At 66.2% G+C, this 19017-nt stretch carries 17 protein-coding genes; 12 read left to right on the forward strand and 5 right to left on the reverse strand.

Features of this window, described 5'->3' with window-relative positions; translation table 11 throughout:
• Nucleotides 1–71 precede the first annotated feature (71 nt).
• A complete protein-coding gene (locus F6B93_RS08510; protein ID WP_211698702.1) occupies nucleotides 72–3320 on the forward strand; it encodes a helix-turn-helix transcriptional regulator in 3249 nt (1082 codons plus the stop codon).
• Nucleotides 3321–3611: 291 nt separating this feature from the next.
• On the opposite strand, the gene F6B93_RS08515 is transcribed toward F6B93_RS08510, so the two are convergent.
• On the reverse strand, nucleotides 3612–4781 hold the full coding sequence (locus tag F6B93_RS08515) for a nitroreductase family protein (protein ID WP_246541040.1): 1170 nt from the start codon (nucleotides 4779–4781) through the stop codon (nucleotides 3612–3614).
• Between the two features lie 139 nt (nucleotides 4782–4920).
• A complete protein-coding gene (locus F6B93_RS08520; protein ID WP_211698703.1) occupies nucleotides 4921–5742 on the reverse strand; it encodes a class I SAM-dependent methyltransferase in 822 nt (273 codons plus the stop codon).
• Between the two features lie 242 nt (nucleotides 5743–5984).
• On the opposite strand from F6B93_RS08520, the gene F6B93_RS08525 reads away from it, so the two are divergent.
• Complete coding sequence (locus F6B93_RS08525) at nucleotides 5985–6410, forward strand: hypothetical protein (protein ID WP_211699359.1); 426 nt, start codon at nucleotides 5985–5987, stop codon at nucleotides 6408–6410.
• 39 nt (nucleotides 6411–6449) lie between these two features.
• Nucleotides 6450–6794: a cupin domain-containing protein gene (locus tag F6B93_RS08530; protein ID WP_211698704.1), complete on the forward strand. Its 345-nt coding sequence runs from the start codon at nucleotides 6450–6452 to the stop codon at nucleotides 6792–6794.
• Nucleotides 6795–6842: 48 nt separating this feature from the next.
• Here F6B93_RS08530 and F6B93_RS08535 read toward each other — a convergent pair whose 3' ends face one another.
• Nucleotides 6843–7571, reverse strand: a complete 729-nt coding sequence (locus tag F6B93_RS08535; RefSeq protein ID WP_211698705.1) for a helix-turn-helix transcriptional regulator — start codon at nucleotides 7569–7571, stop codon at nucleotides 6843–6845.
• Between the two features lie 92 nt (nucleotides 7572–7663).
• Between F6B93_RS08535 and F6B93_RS08540 the strand changes: the two genes are divergently transcribed.
• Nucleotides 7664–8107 carry an Rv2617c family stress response/phage resistance protein gene (locus tag F6B93_RS08540; RefSeq protein ID WP_211698706.1) on the forward strand — a complete coding sequence of 148 codons (444 nt, stop codon included), beginning with the start codon at nucleotides 7664–7666 and terminating at the stop codon, nucleotides 8105–8107.
• Nucleotides 8108–8134: 27 nt separating this feature from the next.
• Here the strand turns inward: F6B93_RS08540 and F6B93_RS08545 are convergent, their stop codons facing one another.
• Nucleotides 8135–8635, reverse strand: coding sequence for a DUF1990 domain-containing protein (locus F6B93_RS08545; protein ID WP_211698707.1), 501 nt, complete (start codon nucleotides 8633–8635; stop codon nucleotides 8135–8137).
• Between the two features lie 65 nt (nucleotides 8636–8700).
• Between F6B93_RS08545 and F6B93_RS08550 the strand changes: the two genes are divergently transcribed.
• The 8 genes from F6B93_RS08550 (at nucleotide 8701) to F6B93_RS08585 (ending at nucleotide 17054) form a co-directional block, all read left to right on the forward strand.
• Nucleotides 8701–9606 carry an aldo/keto reductase gene (locus F6B93_RS08550; RefSeq protein ID WP_211698708.1) on the forward strand — a complete coding sequence of 302 codons (906 nt, stop codon included), beginning with the start codon at nucleotides 8701–8703 and terminating at the stop codon, nucleotides 9604–9606.
• A 106-nt stretch (nucleotides 9607–9712) separates the two neighbouring features.
• Nucleotides 9713–10336 carry a PaaI family thioesterase gene (locus tag F6B93_RS08555; protein WP_425518512.1) on the forward strand — a complete coding sequence of 208 codons (624 nt, stop codon included), beginning with the start codon at nucleotides 9713–9715 and terminating at the stop codon, nucleotides 10334–10336.
• Nucleotides 10337–10460: 124 nt separating this feature from the next.
• Entirely contained in the window at nucleotides 10461–12629 is a 2169-nt protein-coding gene (gene thrS, locus F6B93_RS08560) for a threonine--tRNA ligase (protein WP_211698710.1), read from the forward strand.
• A complete protein-coding gene (locus F6B93_RS08565; protein ID WP_211698711.1) occupies nucleotides 12622–13218 on the forward strand; it encodes an ATP adenylyltransferase in 597 nt (198 codons plus the stop codon). Before thrS ends, F6B93_RS08565 begins: the two co-directional genes overlap by 8 nt.
• Nucleotides 13219–13237: 19 nt before the next feature.
• Nucleotides 13238–13891 carry a phosphatidylinositol phosphate synthase gene (pgsA, locus tag F6B93_RS08570; RefSeq protein WP_211698712.1) on the forward strand — a complete coding sequence of 218 codons (654 nt, stop codon included), beginning with the start codon at nucleotides 13238–13240 and terminating at the stop codon, nucleotides 13889–13891.
• A complete protein-coding gene (locus F6B93_RS08575; RefSeq protein ID WP_211698713.1) occupies nucleotides 13891–14844 on the forward strand; it encodes a phosphatidylinositol mannoside acyltransferase in 954 nt (317 codons plus the stop codon). Before pgsA ends, F6B93_RS08575 begins: the two co-directional genes overlap by 1 nt.
• 21 nt (nucleotides 14845–14865) lie before the next feature.
• Nucleotides 14866–15990, forward strand: a complete 1125-nt coding sequence (locus F6B93_RS08580) for a glycosyltransferase family 4 protein (RefSeq protein WP_211698714.1) — start codon at nucleotides 14866–14868, stop codon at nucleotides 15988–15990.
• Nucleotides 15990–17054 (forward strand): NUDIX hydrolase, encoded by a 1065-nt coding sequence (locus tag F6B93_RS08585; RefSeq protein ID WP_211698715.1) that lies wholly within the window; start codon nucleotides 15990–15992, stop codon nucleotides 17052–17054. The genes F6B93_RS08580 and F6B93_RS08585 overlap by 1 nt, the downstream gene beginning before the upstream one ends.
• Here the strand turns inward: F6B93_RS08585 and F6B93_RS08590 are convergent.
• Nucleotides 17039–18847, reverse strand: coding sequence for a PE-PPE domain-containing protein (locus F6B93_RS08590; protein WP_211698716.1), 1809 nt, complete (start codon nucleotides 18845–18847; stop codon nucleotides 17039–17041). The genes F6B93_RS08585 and F6B93_RS08590 overlap by 16 nt on opposite strands.
• Nucleotides 18848–19017: the final 170 nt, after the last annotated feature.

Raw genomic sequence — 19017 nt, forward strand, 5'->3', positions numbered from 1 at the left:
CTTCCCGCCGACTGATGCGGGCTACGATGCCCAGGTGAGGATTCGCCGCTGGCGATGTGGAGCTATCGCGCGTGACTGAATCGCTGCCCACGGGAACGGTGACGTTTCTTCTCGGCGATGTGGACGGCTCGACCCGGCTGCGGCGCACTCAGCCGGACAAGCTGGTGGCCGCCGGCGCCCGCCTCGACCAGATGCTCGCCGAGTTCGTCGCGGTCCATGGGGGAGTCCGAGTGGTTGAAAGGGCTGAGGACGACGGCTTCGTCGTCGCGTTCGCCCGTGCCAGTGACGCGGTCGCGTGTGCATTGCGATTGCAGCAGGCGCGGTTGGCGCCAATCCGCCTGCGTATCGGGGTGCACACCGGCCAGGTCCGGGTGCGTGATGAGGCCGGTTACGCGGGTCCGACAATCAACAGGACCAAGTTGTTGCGGGATCTGGCCCACGGCGGCCAGACACTGCTGTCGGGCGTCACTGAGCAGCTTGTCGTTGACTGGTTGCCGGCGGACGTCTGGCTGACCGACCTGGGTGCGCACCAGCTAGGTGATCTGCCCCGGCCCGAACGGGTAGGGCAGTTGTGTCATCCCAGCTTGAGCAACAAGTTTCCGCCATTGCGGACGACCGGTAAAAGTGTTGATACCCACAATGTTCCGGTGCACCTGACCAGCTTTGTGGGCCGCGCAACGCAAATCACCCAGCTGCGCGAGCTGCTGGCCGACAACCGCTTGGTGACGTTGACCGGTGCCGGTGGTGTCGGCAAGACGCGTCTGGGGGCAGAGCTCGCTGTGCGCATTGCCCCCGAGTTCGGCGACGGCGCCTGGTATGTCGACCTGGCGACGACCACCGATCCTGCCCTCGTTTCGGTAGCGGTGGCGCGCGCCCTGGGCCTATCCGATCGGCCCGGCATGACAACAAGGGAAGTGCTAGTACAGTTTGTCGGCGGTCGCCACATGCTGATGGTGCTCGATAACTGCGAGCATCTGCTGGCCGCGTCCGCGTCCGTGGCGGTCGATCTCCTCGATGCCGACTCTGGGCTGACGGTGTTGACGACCAGTCGTGAGCCTCTGGGGGTCGCTGGTGAAGTGACGTTTATGGTGCCGTCGCTGTCGCTGGCTGATGAGGCCGTGGAGTTGTTCGCCGATCGGGCTCGTCGAGTGCGACCCGATTTCGAGGTGATTGAGGACAACGAGGAAGCGGTGGTGGAGATCTGTCGACGGCTCGACGGTATCCCGCTTGCCATCGAATTGGCGGCCGCGAGGGCGGGGGCGTTGTCGCTTGCCGAGATCCTCGGCAGTCTTGATGATCGGTTTGGGTTGCTGACGTCGGGTGCGCGTACCGCGTTGCCGCGTCAGCAAACATTGCGCGCTTCGGTCGATTGGTCCTATGCGTTGCTGACCGAGTACGAGCGCACGGTGTTGCGTCGGCTGTCGGTGTTTGTCGGTGGGTTCGATCTGGACGCGGCGCGTGCCGTGGCGGCCAGCACCCTCATTGAGGGCCACCAAATCTTCGACCAGCTGGTATCGCTGGTCGATAAGTCGTTGGTCGTGGCCGATAGCGCCGGAGCGTCGACGCGGTATCGCTTGTTGGAGACGGTGCGCCAGTATGCGTTGGAGAAGCTGGTGGAGTCCGGCGAGGCTGACGATGTGCGCAATCGGCACCGCGACTACTACACGTCGTTGGCGGCGTCGTTGCTCGATCCCGGGTGCGGTGACTACGAGCAGCGGTTGGGGCATGCCTGGGACGAGATGGACGACTTTCGTGGCGCGTTCGGGCGCAGTCTGGAAACGGGCGCGATCGGGCGGGCGTTGGAGTTGGCGTCCTCGTTAGAGCCGTTGTGGCAGTCGCACGGTGGCATCCGGGAAGGGCTGGCGTGGCTCGAAACAGCCCTCGCCGACATCGACGCGCCCACTGTGACCCCGGAAGTGCGGGTGCAGGCGCTGGCCAGTCGAGCCACCTTGCTGGCGTGGGTGGGCGTGGCGGCCAGCGTTACCGAAACCGAGGAGGCCCTGGCCGTAGCCCGGAGCCTTGATGACCGGGTCTCGTTGGTGCGCGCGCTGATGGCTCGCGGCTGCGCCTCGCTGTATGACGCGGAGGCCGCCGGGCCGTACTTCGCCGAGGCGGTCAGCGTTGCACGCGAGATCGGGGACTCGTGGCTGCTAAGCCAAGCTCTTGTCCGGCAGACCACACCGGCTGTCATCGCAGGCGACCTGGCCGCAACGGTCAAGGCCGCGGCGAAGGCGCTCGACGCCGCTGAAGCCACCGGTGATCGATTCGCCGCTCGTCATTGCCGCCTGCTCGAGGGATTTGCGATATTCCTGCAGGGCGATTTGGAGACGGGCTACGCTCGGCTCGCCCACGTGATCGAGGAAGCGACCGCTGAGCACGACGCGATGTTTCGGGTTTACGGGCTGGTCATCGGGGGCTATGTGCGGGCGCTTCAGGGCGACGCGGTCGGCGCCCAAGGCTGCGCCGACGCGGCCTTGGAAAGTTGTGCCGAATTGCTTGGGTTCCATACGGGCACGGCCAATGCCGGTGTGGCGGTCGCGTGCTTGGCTGCCGGTGATGCGGACGCCGCCTGGCAGGCCTACGAAGCCGCTCGGACGCGCACCGGCCTAGAGCCACTGACCAATGGACTTTTTGTGTGGGCGGCGTTGGGGCCACTGGGTTGTGGTGACCTGGCTGCGGCCCGTCGCTGGGCCGACGATGTCGTGCTGGCGACGGAGGGCTCATTTGAGGCTGCGTCGCTATCAACCCGTTCGCGCGTCGCGATCGCGCAGCATGACCTAAGGCAAGCCGAAAGCGACGCGTACGATGCGCTGGCGATCGCATCCCGCCTCCCGAGTTCGCTCATCGTTCCGGACGTTTTCGAATGTCTGGCCGATCTGGCATGTGATGTCGGCAACCACCGTGACGCGGCGAGGTTGTGCGGTGCGGCCGACACCGCGCGGCGGGGCATGGGCACGGTGCGGTTCAAGGTACTTGACGAAAGCCATCAGGCCACCGTGGGTGCCGTGCGGGAGGCATTGGGAAACAACGAGTTCGATAGCGCGTGGGCTGAGGGTGCGGCCTTGTCGACCAGCGATGCGATCGCCTACGCGCAACGCGGTCGCGGCGAACGCAACCGTCCGACCCGGGGTTGGGCGTCGCTGACTCCGACCGAAGCCCGAGTCGTGCGCCTGGTCAGCGAAGGGCTGACCAACAAGGACATCGCGACCCAGCTTTTTATTTCCTACCGGACCGTTCAGACCCACCTCACGCACGTCTACGCCAAGCTGGGTCTGAACTCTCGCCTGCAGCTCGCCCAACAAGCCGCGCGCCGTGTCTGACACCGTCGGTGCGACCCGGTGACGCGGTCCGGGGCGCTGAGTCGGTTGCGCGTGGCTGGGCAGAGCGGCCACATGCGCCGGCGCGGCGACGACAGCCACATTGGGTCGTAGCTTTTTCCGATGCGGGGTTCGGATAGCCGCGTGCGCGGAATGCTCGAATAAAGGTTTGCCACTGGTGAGTTGGAGCTATCGTGCGTGAACTCGAACTGACCTCCGGCGTGCAACTCGCCCGAAACGCAACACGCCAGACCTAACCGCCACCAACGCCCTCCGCTCAGAGAGCACGCGTGCCTACCCTTGGTCCGCGATCCAACTTAGATCGCGATGGGCCGCGCCGGTGTCGTCATTGCGGTCGCCGAGTGGGATCGTGAAGTGGCCCCGGATGCCGAGCGCATCGCAGCCGGTTTCCCAGTTCGCGGCCCAGATTCCCAGTGCGACAGGGGTATAGAACCGTGATGTGTTGGTGGCGTAGAAGTCGAATCGCACGGCTTTCTGCTGCGTTCCGACCTGGGTCGTGACCGCCGCGCAGCGAACGGGTTGGGCGTTGTAGGACGATGGCGCCCACTGACAGGCCTGATAGCAGCGTCCGAATGCGGAGAACGGTGCGGTGCTGACATCCAGCGGCACATCCAGGTCGGGATTGGCAAAAAACAGCGACCGTAGTGGCAGGCGGCGCCGCTGGAGCCGTGACATCAGCCGAACGAACAGCGGCTGGAAACGGGACCGGTATCCCACAGCGCAGACGCAGACCACATGGTCGGTCTCCGGATCGAATCGGTCACCGAGGTGGGTGATGACGCTGGTTTGGTCAGCACCGGGGCCGATCCAGCAGGTGGCTATGCCCATCCGCGTCGCGTGCAGCACTACTTTTTCCAAGCTGCGGCCGATATCGATAATCGCGAGGCGGTCGTAGTTTCGCGGTGCTATCGCGACAAGGAACTCATGGGCGCCGGCCACCGGCCAGACCGTCAGCGGAGCCGCGACGTACTCCAGCCGAATTGGGCTGGTCCCGATCAAGCGGTCATCCCGGGTGTGTTCGGTCACAGCGTCCATGAGCTCGGCGCGGTCGGCTCGGGTCAGATCGCGGCTCTGAAAGGACCGGCACGAGCGCCGCGAGCGGATCAGCTCGAAGGTGTCGACATCATCGTGGCGGTGCGGGATCGGCTCTGAGGGTCGCACTCCCCACTTGACCGTGACGACATCGAATCCCGTCGCAGCGAGGAGGAGCACGCCGACGGACAGGGGCAGCCAGAACAACACCAGCGGCCAAACCCCCACCAACCAGCCCACCAATGCGGTGATGAGAAGCGCGGCCGCGACCACGGTGGTGATGAGGTACTGCAGCCAGCCCGTGAACTGCAATCGCAGCTTTGCACGCCACAGCGGCGAGCGTCGGAACTTCCCGGCCAGGGAGGTGTCGTTGGTACCCGGTGCCTGTTGTTGCTGCGTCATCGTGACCATCGCCTTGGCTCCTTTCGGATAGATCCAACGTAACGCAAAAATCCCTTTTATGCAAGTGGATACTTGCTTTAAAGGGCTGCCGCGGCCGCCGCAACCCAGCACGACCTCGATGTCTGAGTTGACCAGGATTGCGACGCGATTAGGGTTTGCGGGCGACGATGCCGACCGCAGTCAACCGTGTGCGATGCCGGCGGAATGTGCGGCGCATCAACAGCACTCGCCTGCGCGCATCACGATGGATGAGCACGTTCCTGACGAACCGCAGCGTTCCCCATAGCCCTTCGTCGGCGATCAGCCGTCGCGGTTCCAGTAGCGCCATCGGTGCTGTGGCGACCTGTTCGACCACCAGTCCGTGCTGCGCCAACAGCTGCGACCATTCGGCGATCGTCAGTGGACGAGCATTCACCTTGATCGCGCGGGCAAGCGATCGCCGGATGTCCGTGCTGACGTCCTCGGGAACGGTGTCCGGTGTCAGGGCAAGCTCGTGGATCGCGTAACGGCCTTGGGACCTCAGCACCCGCGACGCCTCGGCGACAATCGCGTCTTTGGCGGTGTCGGCCTGCATGGTCAGCATCGCCTCCCCGAGGACGACATCGGCGCTCGCGTCGGGTAGCTGGGTCCTGGCCGCGTCGGTCACGTGGACGGCAGTTGGTACGGCCCCACGATCCTGCACGATGGCGCGAACGGCGTGCGCCGCATCGGGGTCGCTTTCTGCGCCGACATACGAACGCGGTCCGCGGGACATGATCTCGGCCGCGGTACGGCCGAGACCGGGCGCAAGCTCGAGAACGTCGGCGTCGGTCACCTCGGCATGGGCGAGCAGCGTTCGCGTGAGCTCCACGCCCCCGGGGCGAAGCACTCGCTTGCCGAGCCGCGCCAGCAGCCAGTGGCCAGCCACACTGTCGTCGGTGCGATTCGATGCCGGTAGCCGATGCTGCGACTCGTTGTGCTTGTCGGGCATCAGCTGGTTTGCCGCAGGCGCGAATCGTGTGCACACCACGAAAAGACGCGGCGGGTGGTGTCGGGGGAGGGGGTGAATGTGCTCATATCGTTCGCCAGTCTTGCATTACCCGACAACACGTGGATCAAGGCGTGGACCGCGACGAACGAACCCTGCAAGACTGGGTAATGCCGGTCACTGTCGAGCGGCTCGACGCGGTCGCCGAACCCGGCCTGGCCCCCGTTGTGGTGGAAGGAGTTTCGTTGAGTGCCGCACCGGCGATCGAAGTCGCCATCGCATTCTGTTGGCTCGGGATGGTGCTGGCGATCTCTTTCCTGGAGGCGCCGTTGAAGTTCCGGGCGCCCGGGGTGACCCTGCAGATTGGGCTCGGCATCGGCCGCCTGGTGTTCCGCGCGCTCAACACCGTCGAGGTCGCTTTCGCGCTGGTCATCCTCGCGATCGTGGTGGCTGGTCCGACCCCAGTACGGATCACTGCGGCGTTCTCCGTTGCTCTCGGCTCGCTCGCCGTCCAGCTGCTCGCAGTGCGTCCGCTCTTGACCCGCCGATCGGATCAGGTCTTGTCGGGGTTGCAGGCCCCCGGCTCCCGCGCCCACTACGTCTATATCGGGCTGGAGGTAACAAAAGCGGTCGCCTTGGCCGTAGCGGGGATACTTCTACTTACCGGCTGATACTTGCCGGCTGATAGTCACCGGCTGAAGGGACTCATCATGGAATCCGTTTCGCTGACCAGCCTGGCTTCCGAAAAGCTGGCCGAAGCGCACCAGTCACACAGCGGCCGGGCCGCGCACACCATTCACGGCGGTCATGCCCACGAACTTCGGCAGACCGTGATGGCGCTGCTTGCCGGCCAGGACCTGTCCGAACACGACAACCCAGGTGAGGCGACGCTGCAGGTCCTGCAGGGGCACGTGCGCCTCACCGCTGGAGATGACGCCTGGGATGGCACGACCGGCGACTACGTCGCGATTCCGCGCAGGCGGCATGGGCTGCTTGCGATCGAGGATTCGGTCTTCATGCTGACCGTGCTGAAGTCTTTGCCAGACGCTCCATAGCCGTCTGTCGCTAGCGGCGGCGCATGCCGGCGGCCCGCAGCGTGCGCGTCAGCGGGTGGGGCTCGGCGCGGCGCACCGCTTGAGCACCACACAACAACGGGTCGATCCGGGCTCGAGCCAGGCGTCGGGCCCGTGTGGCGCCAGCGCCTCGGCCACGCCGGTGATCAACGCGTGGTTCATGTTGCACGCGAGCTCGGTCTGTTCGCGTGCCAGTGCATGAAACGGGCAGTTCACGAGCTCGACTTCGTAGTCGGCGGAGCCATCGCTAGTGCGGGGTTCATAGCCGTGGTTGCGGAGCACTCGAAGCGCGGCCGCCAGTGCGTCGGCGGGGTCTGCGGGCGGCCGGCCGGCAGCGGCGGCGGCGATGGCACGGCCGTAGTCATTGGCGGCCCGGTTCAGCAGCTCTACCACCGGCTCGCCGGTGCTGGCCGAGCGCGCGATGGCCGCGGCCATGAGTCGCCCGGCAAGCTCGTACTCACGTTGCGGAAGGCTGACCGAAATTTCCTGGTCGGATCTGCGATACAACTTTGAGGTCCGCCCGGCGCCAGGGCCGGAGCGACCGCTCAAGCGCGCGTAGTCGGTGTCCAGCAGGCCCTCGGCGGTGAGGCGGTCCAGGTGAAACTTCGCTTGGTGGTGCGCAATGCCCACGGCGTCGGCCGCCTGATCGCGGCTCACCGGCATCGGTTGCGAGCACACGAACTCGTAGAGCCGGCGACGCAGCGGATCGGCGAGCGCGCCAATTCCGGCGGCGTCGCGTTCTAAAGCCGGGCCGTCCACAGCGCTAACCCATTTCTAACGGACAGAACACTTGACGCTACAGTCTACAGAATCTAACGTTCGAAATTATATCTCTTAGAAAGGGTGGACACATGAGCATCGGACACGCCGGGGCTAGCCCGGCACTCGCAGACCAGCTGAAGGATCCCGCGTATTCGGCCTTTCTGTTGCTTCGCACCGTGTTCACGATCGCGCCCATCGCGTTCGGACTGGACAAGTTCTTCAATCTGCTGACCCACCCGCACCACTGGAACATGTATCTGGCCGGGTGGATGGACAAACTCGTCCCGGGTACCGCCGATCAATGCATGTATGTGGTCGGGGTCGTCGAGATTGCCGCCGGCGTGCTGGTTGCGGTCGCGCCGCGCATCGGCGCCTGGGTGGTCGCCGCGTGGCTGGCGGCGATCATCTTCGACCTGGTTACCGGGCCGGGTTTCTACGATGTCGCGCTGCGGGATTTCGGTTTGCTGGTCGGCGCGGTCGCGCTCGGGAGGCTCGCGCAGGGCGTGCACGACGGCAGCGTCGGGCGCACCTAGCCGGATCGGCGAGACAGGTTCGGCCCGTCAGACCGCGCGCAGGTAGCGCTTGGCAATCAAGCGCTGGGCCACCGCCCCGAACGGCCCGGTGGCTTTGATCGCAAGAGTCACCGGGCGCGAGAACGACGACACCTCCGCGAACACCGCCGAGGTGGTCGGGTCGCGGCGCACGGCGAACCGTTCCTCGCCGGAAACCGGGTGGCCGGGCAAGGTCCCGTAGCCGAATCCCCGGACATCGGGTTCGTCGACGACGTAGACCACCCGGCACGGCGCACGCAGGAAAGCGATTCCCACCAGCACCACCGCGGAGACCACGGCGACCTCGGAGCTGGCCTGCACCCGCAGGCCGGCTCCGCGCTGCATCCCCCAACTCATGACGGCATCGGCGGCCTCCTCGAAGCGCTGGTCGCCAGTGCCGATCTGGGTCACCACACTGAGATGGCTATATCCCGGGGGCAGTTGACCGGCCGCTGTCGCACCCACCTCCGGGTAGGTCAGCGGTAGGTCAGCAAGCGCATCTAAGTCCACGAGCCCAGCTTGCCACGCAACGGGCGCCACGGAGCGGCCCGTATTCGCGGCGTACGGTCGGTGACGTGACCGCACCGACCCCGCAAGCACAGGCCCCAGAACCACCGGCGGAGGCCTCTGGCACCTTCACACTGGGCGGCGACCTCACCGTCAACCGGCTCGGATTCGGCGCGATGCGTGTCACCGGTCCCGGTGTCTGGGGTCCGCCCGCCGACCGGGGCGAAGCCGTGCGGTTGTTGCGCCGCGCGGTGGAGCTTGGCGTGAACTTCATCGACACCGCGGACTCATACGGGCCCGCGATATCCGAAGAGATCCTCGCCGAGGCATTGCATCCGTATCCCGGTCTGGTGATCGCGACCAAGGCGGGGCTGCTGCGCACCGGCCCGGGTGCGTGGGTTCCCTTGGGGAACCCGAGCTATCTGCGCCAGCAGTGCGAGATGAGCCTACGGCGCCTTCGGGTAGACACCATCGACCTGTTTCAGCTGCACCGCATCGACAGCAACTTCTCACTGGCCGAACAGCTGGGCGAGCTGGTCGCGTTGCACCACGAGGGCAAGATCCGCCACATCGGCCTGTCAGAGGTCGACGTTGAACAGCTCAACGCGGCTCGCCAGATCACTCCGATCGTGTCGGTACAGAACCTGTACAACGTGTCGGCTCGCGCCGCCGAGCCGCTGGTGGACGTTGCGGCAAGCGAGGGCATCGGCTTCATTCCGTGGTATCCGCTGGCCGCAGGGCCACTGGCGGCCGCCGACGGCCCGCTGCACCAGATCGCAGCCGACCACCACGCCACGCCGTCGCAGCTGGCCCTGGCGTGGCTGCTGAAGCGGTCGCCGGCGATGCTGCCCATCCCGGGCACCTCGCAGGTGGCACACCTGGAGGAGAACGTCGCTGCGGCGGAAATCATGTTGACCGATCAGGAGTTCGAGATCCTCGGCGCTGCGGGCGCCGACGCCGAACGCGGCAGGTAGTGGCGGGCGGCCGCCAACTCGGTTGCGCCGGTAGCGGGTTGGCTGGGCACTGCCGCCCGCACGGCCTGCTCCCCGGAGCCGTAAAGCGGGGCAATACGGTGTTTTGGTGACCAGTGAACCGGCCCGACACCCCGGCGGTGGCTTCAATCCGCCCGAACCGACCAGCAAGGGCGGGCCAGACTACGGCAGGTTTATCGACGCGGTGCGGAAGTTGCAGGATCATGCGCGCGCGGCTGACGCGCCCGACGCGGTGATCACTGAGGCTGCCGACCTGCTGGACAAAGTGTCCACGCTGCTGGGCCCGTACGACACGGATGAATGGCAGTCACCTTCGGGGCGCCGGATGGACCTGCCCGTGCGCGGCAACATTCTTACCGTTCCGCAGTCGGCGCACAAGACGGCGGACGGTCGGGTAGCGGGCACGGCGCGATTCGCACGCTTTCACCTCGGCCGTAACGGCGCCGTGCACGGGGGAGCCCTCGGGCTGCTGTTCGACACGGTGCTCGGGTTGACCGCGTCGTTGCTCACGGGCAGCCCGCGCCAACGCACCGCCTACCTGACGATCAACTACCGCCAGATTGTGCCGATCGAAAAGGAACTGCAGTTCGACGCGGGTATCGACCGCGTGGACGGGCGCAAGATCTTCGTGTCGGCCCGGTTGAGCGACGCGGACACGCTGCTGACCGAAGCCGACGCGTTGTTTGTCCGGCTCAGGCCCGGCCAGCCGTAGGGCGAACCCGACCAAGCCGCCGGGGATCCATCGCGACGCGGCGGTTTGGGGCCGGCGCGGTCCGCACCGATAGCATGGCAACGATTATCACGTACCCACCCGCAGGCCTTGGAGACCGAGCCACATGAGCGCCCCCGTACACCCTGCCGCAGGAGCCGATGGCGGCGACCCGCCGCACCCGGCTTCGCCGGGTTTGCGATCGCCGCGGGCCGACGGCGGCGACCCGTCGCACCCGGCAGCGCCGGGTTTGCGATCGCCGCATGCCGTCGCCCCGATCCGGGTTCCTGCCGGGACAACCGCGGCCGCAGCGGTCGGCGAGGCGGGTTTGCCGAGGCGCGGCGTGCCCGACGCGATCGTGGTGGTCCGCGACGCCGACGGCAACCTGCGCGACTTGAGCTGGGCGCCCACCGCCGACGCCGAGGTCACCCCGGTGGCCGCCAACACCGACGACGGTCGCAGCGTCATTCGTCATTCGACCGCACATGTGCTCGCCCAAGCTGTCCAGGACATGTTCCCGCACGCCAAACTGGGCATCGGGCCACCGATCACCGACGGCTTCTACTACGACTTCGACGTCGCCGAACCGTTCACGCCCGAGGACCTCGCGGCGCTGGAGAAACGGATGCGCCAGATCGTCAAGGATGGGCAGCTGTTCTCGCGGCGGGTCTACGAGTCCAAGGAGCACGCCCGCGTCGAGCTGGCCGACGAGCCCTACAAGCTCGAACTCGTCGACGACAAGTCCGGTGACGCCGAAATCATGGAAGTCGGCGGCGACGAGCTCACGGCCTACGACAACCTCAACCCCCGTACCCGCGATCGGGTCTGGGGTGACCTGTGCCGTGGTCCCCACATCCCGACCACCAAGCACATCCCGGCCTTCAGGCTGACCCGAAGCTCCGCCGCCTACTGGCGCGGCGACCAGGCGAACGCCAGCCTGCAACGTATCTACGGCACCGCATGGGAGTCGCAGGAGGCGCTCGATCAGCACCTGGAGCTCATCGAGGAGGCGCAGCGGCGCGATCACCGCAAACTGGGCGTGGAGCTGGACCTGTTCAGCTTTCCCGACGAAATCGGTTCCGGTCTAGCGGTTTTCCACCCAAAGGGCGGCATCGTCCGTCGCGAACTCGAAGACTACTCGCGCCGCAAGCACACCGAAGCCGGCTACCAGTTCGTCAATAGCCCGCACATCACCAAGGCCCAGCTGTTCCACACGTCGGGACACCTGGACTGGTACGCCGACGGCATGTTCCCGCCGATGCACATCGATGCGGAGTACAACGCAGACGGCTCAGTGCGTAAGCCGGGTCAGGACTACTACCTCAAGCCGATGAACTGCCCGATGCACTGCCTGATCTTCCGGGCGCGCGGGCGGTCGTATCGCGAACTGCCGCTGCGGTTGTTCGAATTCGGCACGGTCTACCGCTACGAGAAATCCGGAGTGGTGCACGGTCTGACCCGGGTACGCGGGTTGACGATGGACGATGCCCACATCTTCTGCACCCGCGAGCAGATGCGCGACGAGCTGCGCTCGCTGCTGCGATTCGTGCTCGACCTGCTCGGCGACTACGGCCTGACCGACTTCTATCTCGAACTGTCGACGAAGGACCCGGAGAAGTTCGTTGGATCCGACGCGGTCTGGGAGGACGCCACGAATGTACTGGCCGAGGTCGGTGCCGAATCCGGCCTGGAGCTGGTGCCGGATCCGGGTGGCGCGGCGTTCTACGGTCCCAAGATCTCGGTGCAAGTCAAGGACGCGCTGGGCCGCACCTGGCAAATGTCGACCATCCAGCTGGATTTCAACTTCCCGGAGCGCTTCGAGTTGGAATACACCGCCGCCGACGGGACCCGCCAGCGTCCGGTGATGATCCACCGGGCACTGTTCGGGTCGATCGAGCGGTTCTTCGGAATCCTCACCGAACACTATGCCGGCGCGTTCCCGGCGTGGTTGGCGCCGGTACAGGTCGTCGGCATCCCGGTCGCCGATGAACATATCGCCTACTTGGAAGATGTTGCCGCGCAACTACGATCGCGGGGCATCCGAGCCGAGGTCGACGCTAGCGACGATCGGATGGCCAAGAAGATCGTCCATCACACCAACCAGAAGGTGCCCTTCATGGTGCTGGCCGGTGACCGCGATGTCGCCGCGGGTGCCGTCAGCTTCCGGTTCGGCGACCGCACCCAGATCAACGGCGTGCCGTGCGACGAGGCCATCGCAACCATCGTGGGTTGGATCGGCAACCGCGAAAACGCCACTCCGACAGCCAAACTGGTGGAAGCTGGCGGCCGTGGGTGACGAGCAACGCGCGGATCGGGCACCCGAAGAGCCCGAAGCCGAAACCATCTTGGACAGGGGCGTAGGCCAGCGCGATCAGTTGCAGCGGCTATGGACGCCGTACCGGATGAACTATCTCGCTGAAGCGCCGCTGAAGCGCGACCCCAATTCGTCAGCCAAGCCCGAGCAGCCGTTCACCGACATTCCGCAGCTGTCCGACGAAGAAGGCTTGGTAGTGGCTCGCGGCGAACTCGTCTACGCCGTGCTCAACCTCTACCCCTACAACCCCGGGCACCTCATGGTGGTGCCCTATCGGCGGGTATCGGAGTTGGAGGACCTGACCGAACCCGAGAGCGCCGAACTGATGGCCTTCACACAAAAGGCGATCCGCGTCATCAAGAACGTCTCCCGGCCGCACGGTTTCAACGTCGGCCTGAACCTGGGGACGTCGGCGGGCGGCTCGCTGGCCGAGCATCTGCACGTGCACGTCGTGCCGCGCTGGGGCGGTGATGCGAACTTCATCACCATCGTCGGGGGATCCAAGGTGATCCCGCAGCTGTTGCGCGACACTCGCCGCCTGCTTGCCACCGAATGGGCTCGGCAATCATGAGCGCAACGATGAGGCGCTCATGAGCAAACTGCCCTTCCTGTCGCGCGCCGCCTTCGCGCGGATCACCTCGCCGATCGCCAGGGCGTTGCTGCGGGTTGGCCTCACCCCGGACGCCGTCACCATCCTGGGCACCGCCGCTTCGGTGGCGGGCGCGCTGACACTGTTCCCGATGGGCAAGCTGTTTCCTGGTGCATGTGTGGTCACGTTCTTCGTGGTGTTCGACATGCTCGATGGGGCGATGGCCCGAGAACGGGGCGGCGGCACTCGCTTTGGCGCGGTCTTGGACGCCACCTGTGACCGGATCAGTGACGGCGCGGTCTTCTGCGGACTGCTGTGGTGGATTGCGTTTCACCTGCACGACGGGCCACTGGCGGTGGCCACCATGATCGGTCTGGTCTCCTCGCAGGTGATTTCCTACATCAAAGCCCGGGCAGAGGCCAGCGGCCTGCGCGGCGATGGCGGGTTCATCGAGAGACCAGAACGGTTGATCATCGTGCTGACCGGAGCAGGCGTGTCGGACTTTCCGTTTATTGCCTGGCCGCCGGCGCTGCCGATTGCGATGTGGCTGCTGGCGGTGGCCAGTGTGATCACCTTCCTACAACGCATGCACACGGTGCGAAACTCGCCCGGTGCCACCGATCGCCTTGCGCTCGGCGGAAAGAGCCAACCGTAATGGCCGCCCCTGCCGGCTTGAGATTGCCCAGAGACCCGCGCGGCTTCGTGACCGACAGGGCTACCGACTGGGCCTACGCGGCCGGCTGGATGGCTGTGCGCACGCTACCGGAGTTTGCGGCGCGCAACGCCTTTGACGCAGGAGCGCGGTACGCGGCGCGCCACGGCGGACCTGAACAGTTGCGTGCGAACTTGGCCCGCGTCGTGGGTGTGCGGCCCGCCGAAGTGCCCGATTCGCTGATGCGCGCGGCCCTGGCGTCCTACGGCCGCTATTGGCGGGAGGTGTTCCGACTGCCGACGATGGACCACCGCGCGATCGCTCGTCAGCTCGGCCAGGTGATCGAGGGGCTGGAGCACCTCGATGCGGGGCTGGCGGCTGGTCGCGGGGTCGTGCTGGCGTTGCCGCACAGCGGCAACTGGGACATCGCCGGGGTGTACCTGGCGCAGACCCACGGCACCTTCGCCACCGTGGCCGAGCGACTCAAACCCGAGTCGCTCTACCGGCGTTTCATTGACTACCGTCGCAGCCTCGGCTTCGAAGTGCTGCCGTTGTCCGGTGGCTCGCGACCACCCTTCGAGGTGCTGTGCGAGCGGCTGCGGGCCAACCGGGTGGTGTGCCTGATGGCCGAGCGCGACCTCACCCGTACCGGCGTTGAGGTCGACTTCTTCGGCGAACCGACGCGAATGCCAGCGGGTCCGGCCAAACTCGCGATCGAGACCGGCGCTGCCCTGTTGCCTGTGCACGGCTGGTTCGAAGGGCGCGGCTGGGGGTTCTCGGTGCATCCGAAGTTGGACTGCACCAGTGGTGACGTGGGAGCGATCACCGCCGCCCTGGCAGACCGATTCGCGCGGAACATAGCCGTCCATCCCGAGGACTGGCACATGCTGCAGCCGCAGTGGCTGGCCGACTTGTCCGCTGCCAAGCGGGCGCGATTGAGGCCACATGAGGATTGAGATCCCAATGAGGGACGCCTGATGCGGATCGGGATGGTCTGCCCGTACTCCTTCGATGTACCGGGTGGGGTGCAGTCGCACGTATTGCAGCTGGCCGAGGTGATGCGTGGCCGCGGGCACGAGGTCAGTGTGCTTGCGCCGGCATCGCCGCACGCCACGCTGCCGGACTACGTCGTCTCCGGCGGCAAGGCCGTCCCGATCCCCTACAACGGGTCGGTGGCCCGGCTACGATTCGGTCCGGCCACCCACCGCAAAGTCAAAAAATGGCTTGCGGAGGGCGATTTCGACGTGCTGCACCTGCACGAGCCGAACGCGCCGAGCCTATCGATGCTCGCCCTGAACATTGCCCATGGTCCAATCGTCGCGACCTTTCACACCTCGACCACGAAGTCGCTGACGCTGACGGTCTTCCAGGGCATCCTGCGGCCAATGCACGAAAAGATCTTCGGCCGGATCGCAGTGTCCGACCTGGCCAGACGCTGGCAGATGGAAGCGCTGGGGTCCGATGCCGTGGAGATCCCCAACGGAGTCGACGTCGATTACTTCGCCTCGGCAACGCGGTTGGAGGCGTATCCGCGCCGCGGTAAGACGGTGCTGTTCTTGGGTCGCTACGACGAGCCCCGTAAGGGCATGGCGGTCTTGCTTGATGCGTTGCCACGGGTGGTGGAACGCTTCGCCGATGTGCAGTTGCTGATTGTCGGCCGCGGCGACGAAGATCAATTGCGTAGCCAGGCAGGGGGATTGGTACGGAATCTGCGATTCCTCGGGCAAGTCGATGACGCTGGAAAGGCATCGGCGATGCGCAGCGCCGACGTCTACTGTGCACCGAACACCGGCGGTGAGAGTTTCGGCATCGTGTTGGTCGAAGCGATGGCCGCGGGCACGCCGGTCGTCGCCAGCGACCTGGACGCGTTCCGGCGAGTGCTGCGTGGGGGCGTAGCTGGCTGTCTGGTGCCGGTTGATGATGCCGCTGCGCTGGCCGCCGCGCTCATTTCGGTGCTGGAGGACGACGCGCTGCGGGAGCGTTACGTCGCGGCGGGTGCCGAAGCGGTCCGCGGCTACGACTGGTCGGTGGTGGCTGGCCAGATCATGCGGGTGTACGAGACGGTCGCCGGCTCTGGCGCCAAAGTTTCGGCGGCGAGCTGATGACGCCGCTGACGGTTGCGGTTGTTGCGCTGTTAGCGGTGCTGGTCGTGGCACTGGTCGCCCTTGGCGCGTGGGGATACCAGACGGCCAACCGCCTGAACCGACTCAACGTGCGCTACGACTTGTCCTGGCAGGCGCTCGACGGTGCGCTGGCGCGGCGCGCGGTGGTGGCTCGAGCGGTCGCGATCGATGCGTACGGCGGTGCGCCGGGAGGCGCGCGATTGGCGACACTGGCCGACGACGCGGAGTGTGCGCCCCGGCACGCCCGCGAGACCGCGGAGAACGAGCTTTCCGCCGCGTTGGCCATGGTCGATCCGGCGTCGCTGCCGGCAGCCCTGATCGCCGAATTGGCCGATGCCGAAGCGCGGGTTCTGCTGGCGCGCCGCTTCCACAACGACGCGGTCCGCGACACCCTGGCGTTGGCAGAGCGACCGCTGGTGCGCGCGCTGCGTCTCGGCGGAACGGCTGCGCTGCCAAGCTATTTCGAGATCGCTGAGCGACCCCACGCATTGGCACACGGCGATCACGGTCTCAACCACCGCACCTCCGCGCGGGTGGTGCTACTTGACGACCGTGGCGCTGTGCTGCTGCTGTGTGGCTCGGACCCGGCCAACCCGGCGTTTGCGGACCGGGCTGCGCCTCGATGGTGGTTCACCATCGGGGGCGAAGTGCACCGGGGTGAGCGGTTGGCGCATGCGGCCGCGCGCGAGTTGGCCGAGGAAACCGGTCTGCGCGTGGATCCGGCCGAGTTGGTAGGGCCGATCTGGCGTCGTGATGACGTCTTTGAGTTCAACGGCTCGGTGATCGACAGCGAGGAGTTCTACCTGGCCTACCGCACACGTCGGTTCGAGCCGGCCGTGCAGGGGCGGACCGAATTGGAACGCCGCTACATCCACGACGCGCGCTGGTGCGATGCCGGCGACATCGCCGACCTGGTTGCCGCCGGCGAACTCGTGTACCCGCTGCAACTCGGCGAGCTGCTGCCTGCGGCCAACCGGCTGGCAGACGCGGCGCCCGACGGCGAGGCAGCGCCAAAGGCGGGTGTGCCTCAGTCGATCCGCTGATATCCGGCCCAGCCCGGCGGCACCGGCAAACTCAGGCCGGACAAGGCGTCGTTGATGCCTTGCACGGTCCCGTGCTGGAGGTCGGCGCCGACGGCGGCCCAATCGACGTCCGGAAACAGCTCGAACGGCGCGGGAACGTCTTGATAGGCCGTGCGGTCGTAGCCCAGCTCGACCAGCACGCGCAGGTTCGGCTGGACCAGGTCGGCCAGGGGGTCTCCCACGAACGGAATGGCGCGTACCGGGGTCAGTAGCGGCAGATCGTCCGTGGGAAGCAGGATGTAGGTGGTCAAGACGTCCGGCGAGGACACCGGTTGAACTATTCCCGACGCAAGGTCGGGCTCCCCGCCAAGGAGCCCGGAGTGTATGAAAAGGATGCCCGCGAGGGCGTTGGCGGTCGAAAACACATTCAGCGGGTATCGGGGAAAGTCGTTGACGCCGTCGTATTGGGCTGAGTAATCGACGATCGGGTACACGTCGGCGGGCGTCGCGCCGGAGAACGTAAGACCTAACTGCGGTATGGAGAAACCGCCCAGACGCGCGAGGAGACCGCCGTCGGGCCGGTTGGGATTGCCGGTGAAGGTAAAGGACAGCTCGTCGATGCCCGGACGCAGGTGTGCGGGCAGGGATTGCAGAAAGCGGATTTCCATGGTGGAAACCGTGGCGCCCTGGGAGGTGCCGAAGACGACGATCTCGTTTCCCGCCGCGTGCTGCGCCATGATCGCGGCGTGCAGCTTCGCCACACCCTGGGCCACGGAGGCGTCGAAAGTCAGGCTATCGAGCCCGGTGAACGGGAAAAACATCGACGGTGTTTCCAGGATCGAAGCGGTGAACCCGGGATGGAAGGGGGCGATGAACTGCGCGGCGTACTCGAGTACGCGGACATTGGGCAGCGGCAGTGCGATCTCGGTGCCGCCAATGACTAGCGCTGTGACTCCCGGGCCGCCGTCCCCGACTACCAGGACGTCGATGTCCTCAAAACCGAAGTCCCCGATGCCGATCTGTCCATTGCCGGTGATGCCGGCGCCGATGTTCCAGCTACCAATGTTCCCAATACCGATGTTTGCGTCGCCAATGTTCTCGAAGCCAATGTTGCCGTTGCCGACGTTTCCGATGCCGATGTTGCCGTTGCCGATGTTGCCGTTGCCGATATTGTTGATTCCGGCATTGCCGTTGCCCACGTTGAAGGTCCCGGTGGTCAAATCCACGCTGATCGCTGGAAGCCCTGAGGCGGCATACGCGGTAGCCACCCGCCCGTGCAGGCTGCCCAGCAGCGACTGCAACCCTTCCTGGTACGGCGCCAACTGCGACACCACCGCCGATGCTCCGGCGTGGTAGCCCGACATCGCCGCCACGTCCTGGGCCCAGATCTGCTCATACTCAGCTTCGATGGCGGCGATCGCCGCGGCGTTCTGACCCAGCAGGTCCGATCTCACCAACGAGACCAGCGCGGAACGATTGAGCGCAACCATCGCCGGATGCACGGTGGCCGCCTGCGCCGCCTCGAACACGCTTGCCGCGAGCCGGGCCTGAACGGCCGTCTGGTTCGCCTGGCCTGCCACCGTGCTCAACCACTCCAGGTAGGGGATCGACGCGCGGGTCATCGCCAGCGATGCCGGACCCAGCCACGCCTCGCCCGTCAGCCCCGAGGTCACCGCCCCGAACGCACCCGCCGCGGCGTGCAGGTCCTCGGCGAGACCATCCCAGGCAGTCGCGGCCGCCAGCATCGGGCCTAGGCCCACACCGGTAAAGATCCGCGCGGAATTGACCTCCGGCGGCAGTACGGCGAAATGCATCGGTGCGCTTCTTCTCAGTCGGCCTTCCCCGCTCGGCCACCACCGGGGCGGATATCGCCGCGAGCCACCACCCGAACACCAGCACCCATGGTGTGCGCGCAGCCGGTGAACGGTCCCAGAGCACCGAGCATTCCGGTCGCAAGAACTCTATGACATGTGCGACCAGATCT

The organism is Mycobacterium spongiae, from assembly GCF_018278905.1.
Classification (GTDB): Bacteria; Actinomycetota; Actinomycetes; order Mycobacteriales; family Mycobacteriaceae; genus Mycobacterium; species Mycobacterium spongiae.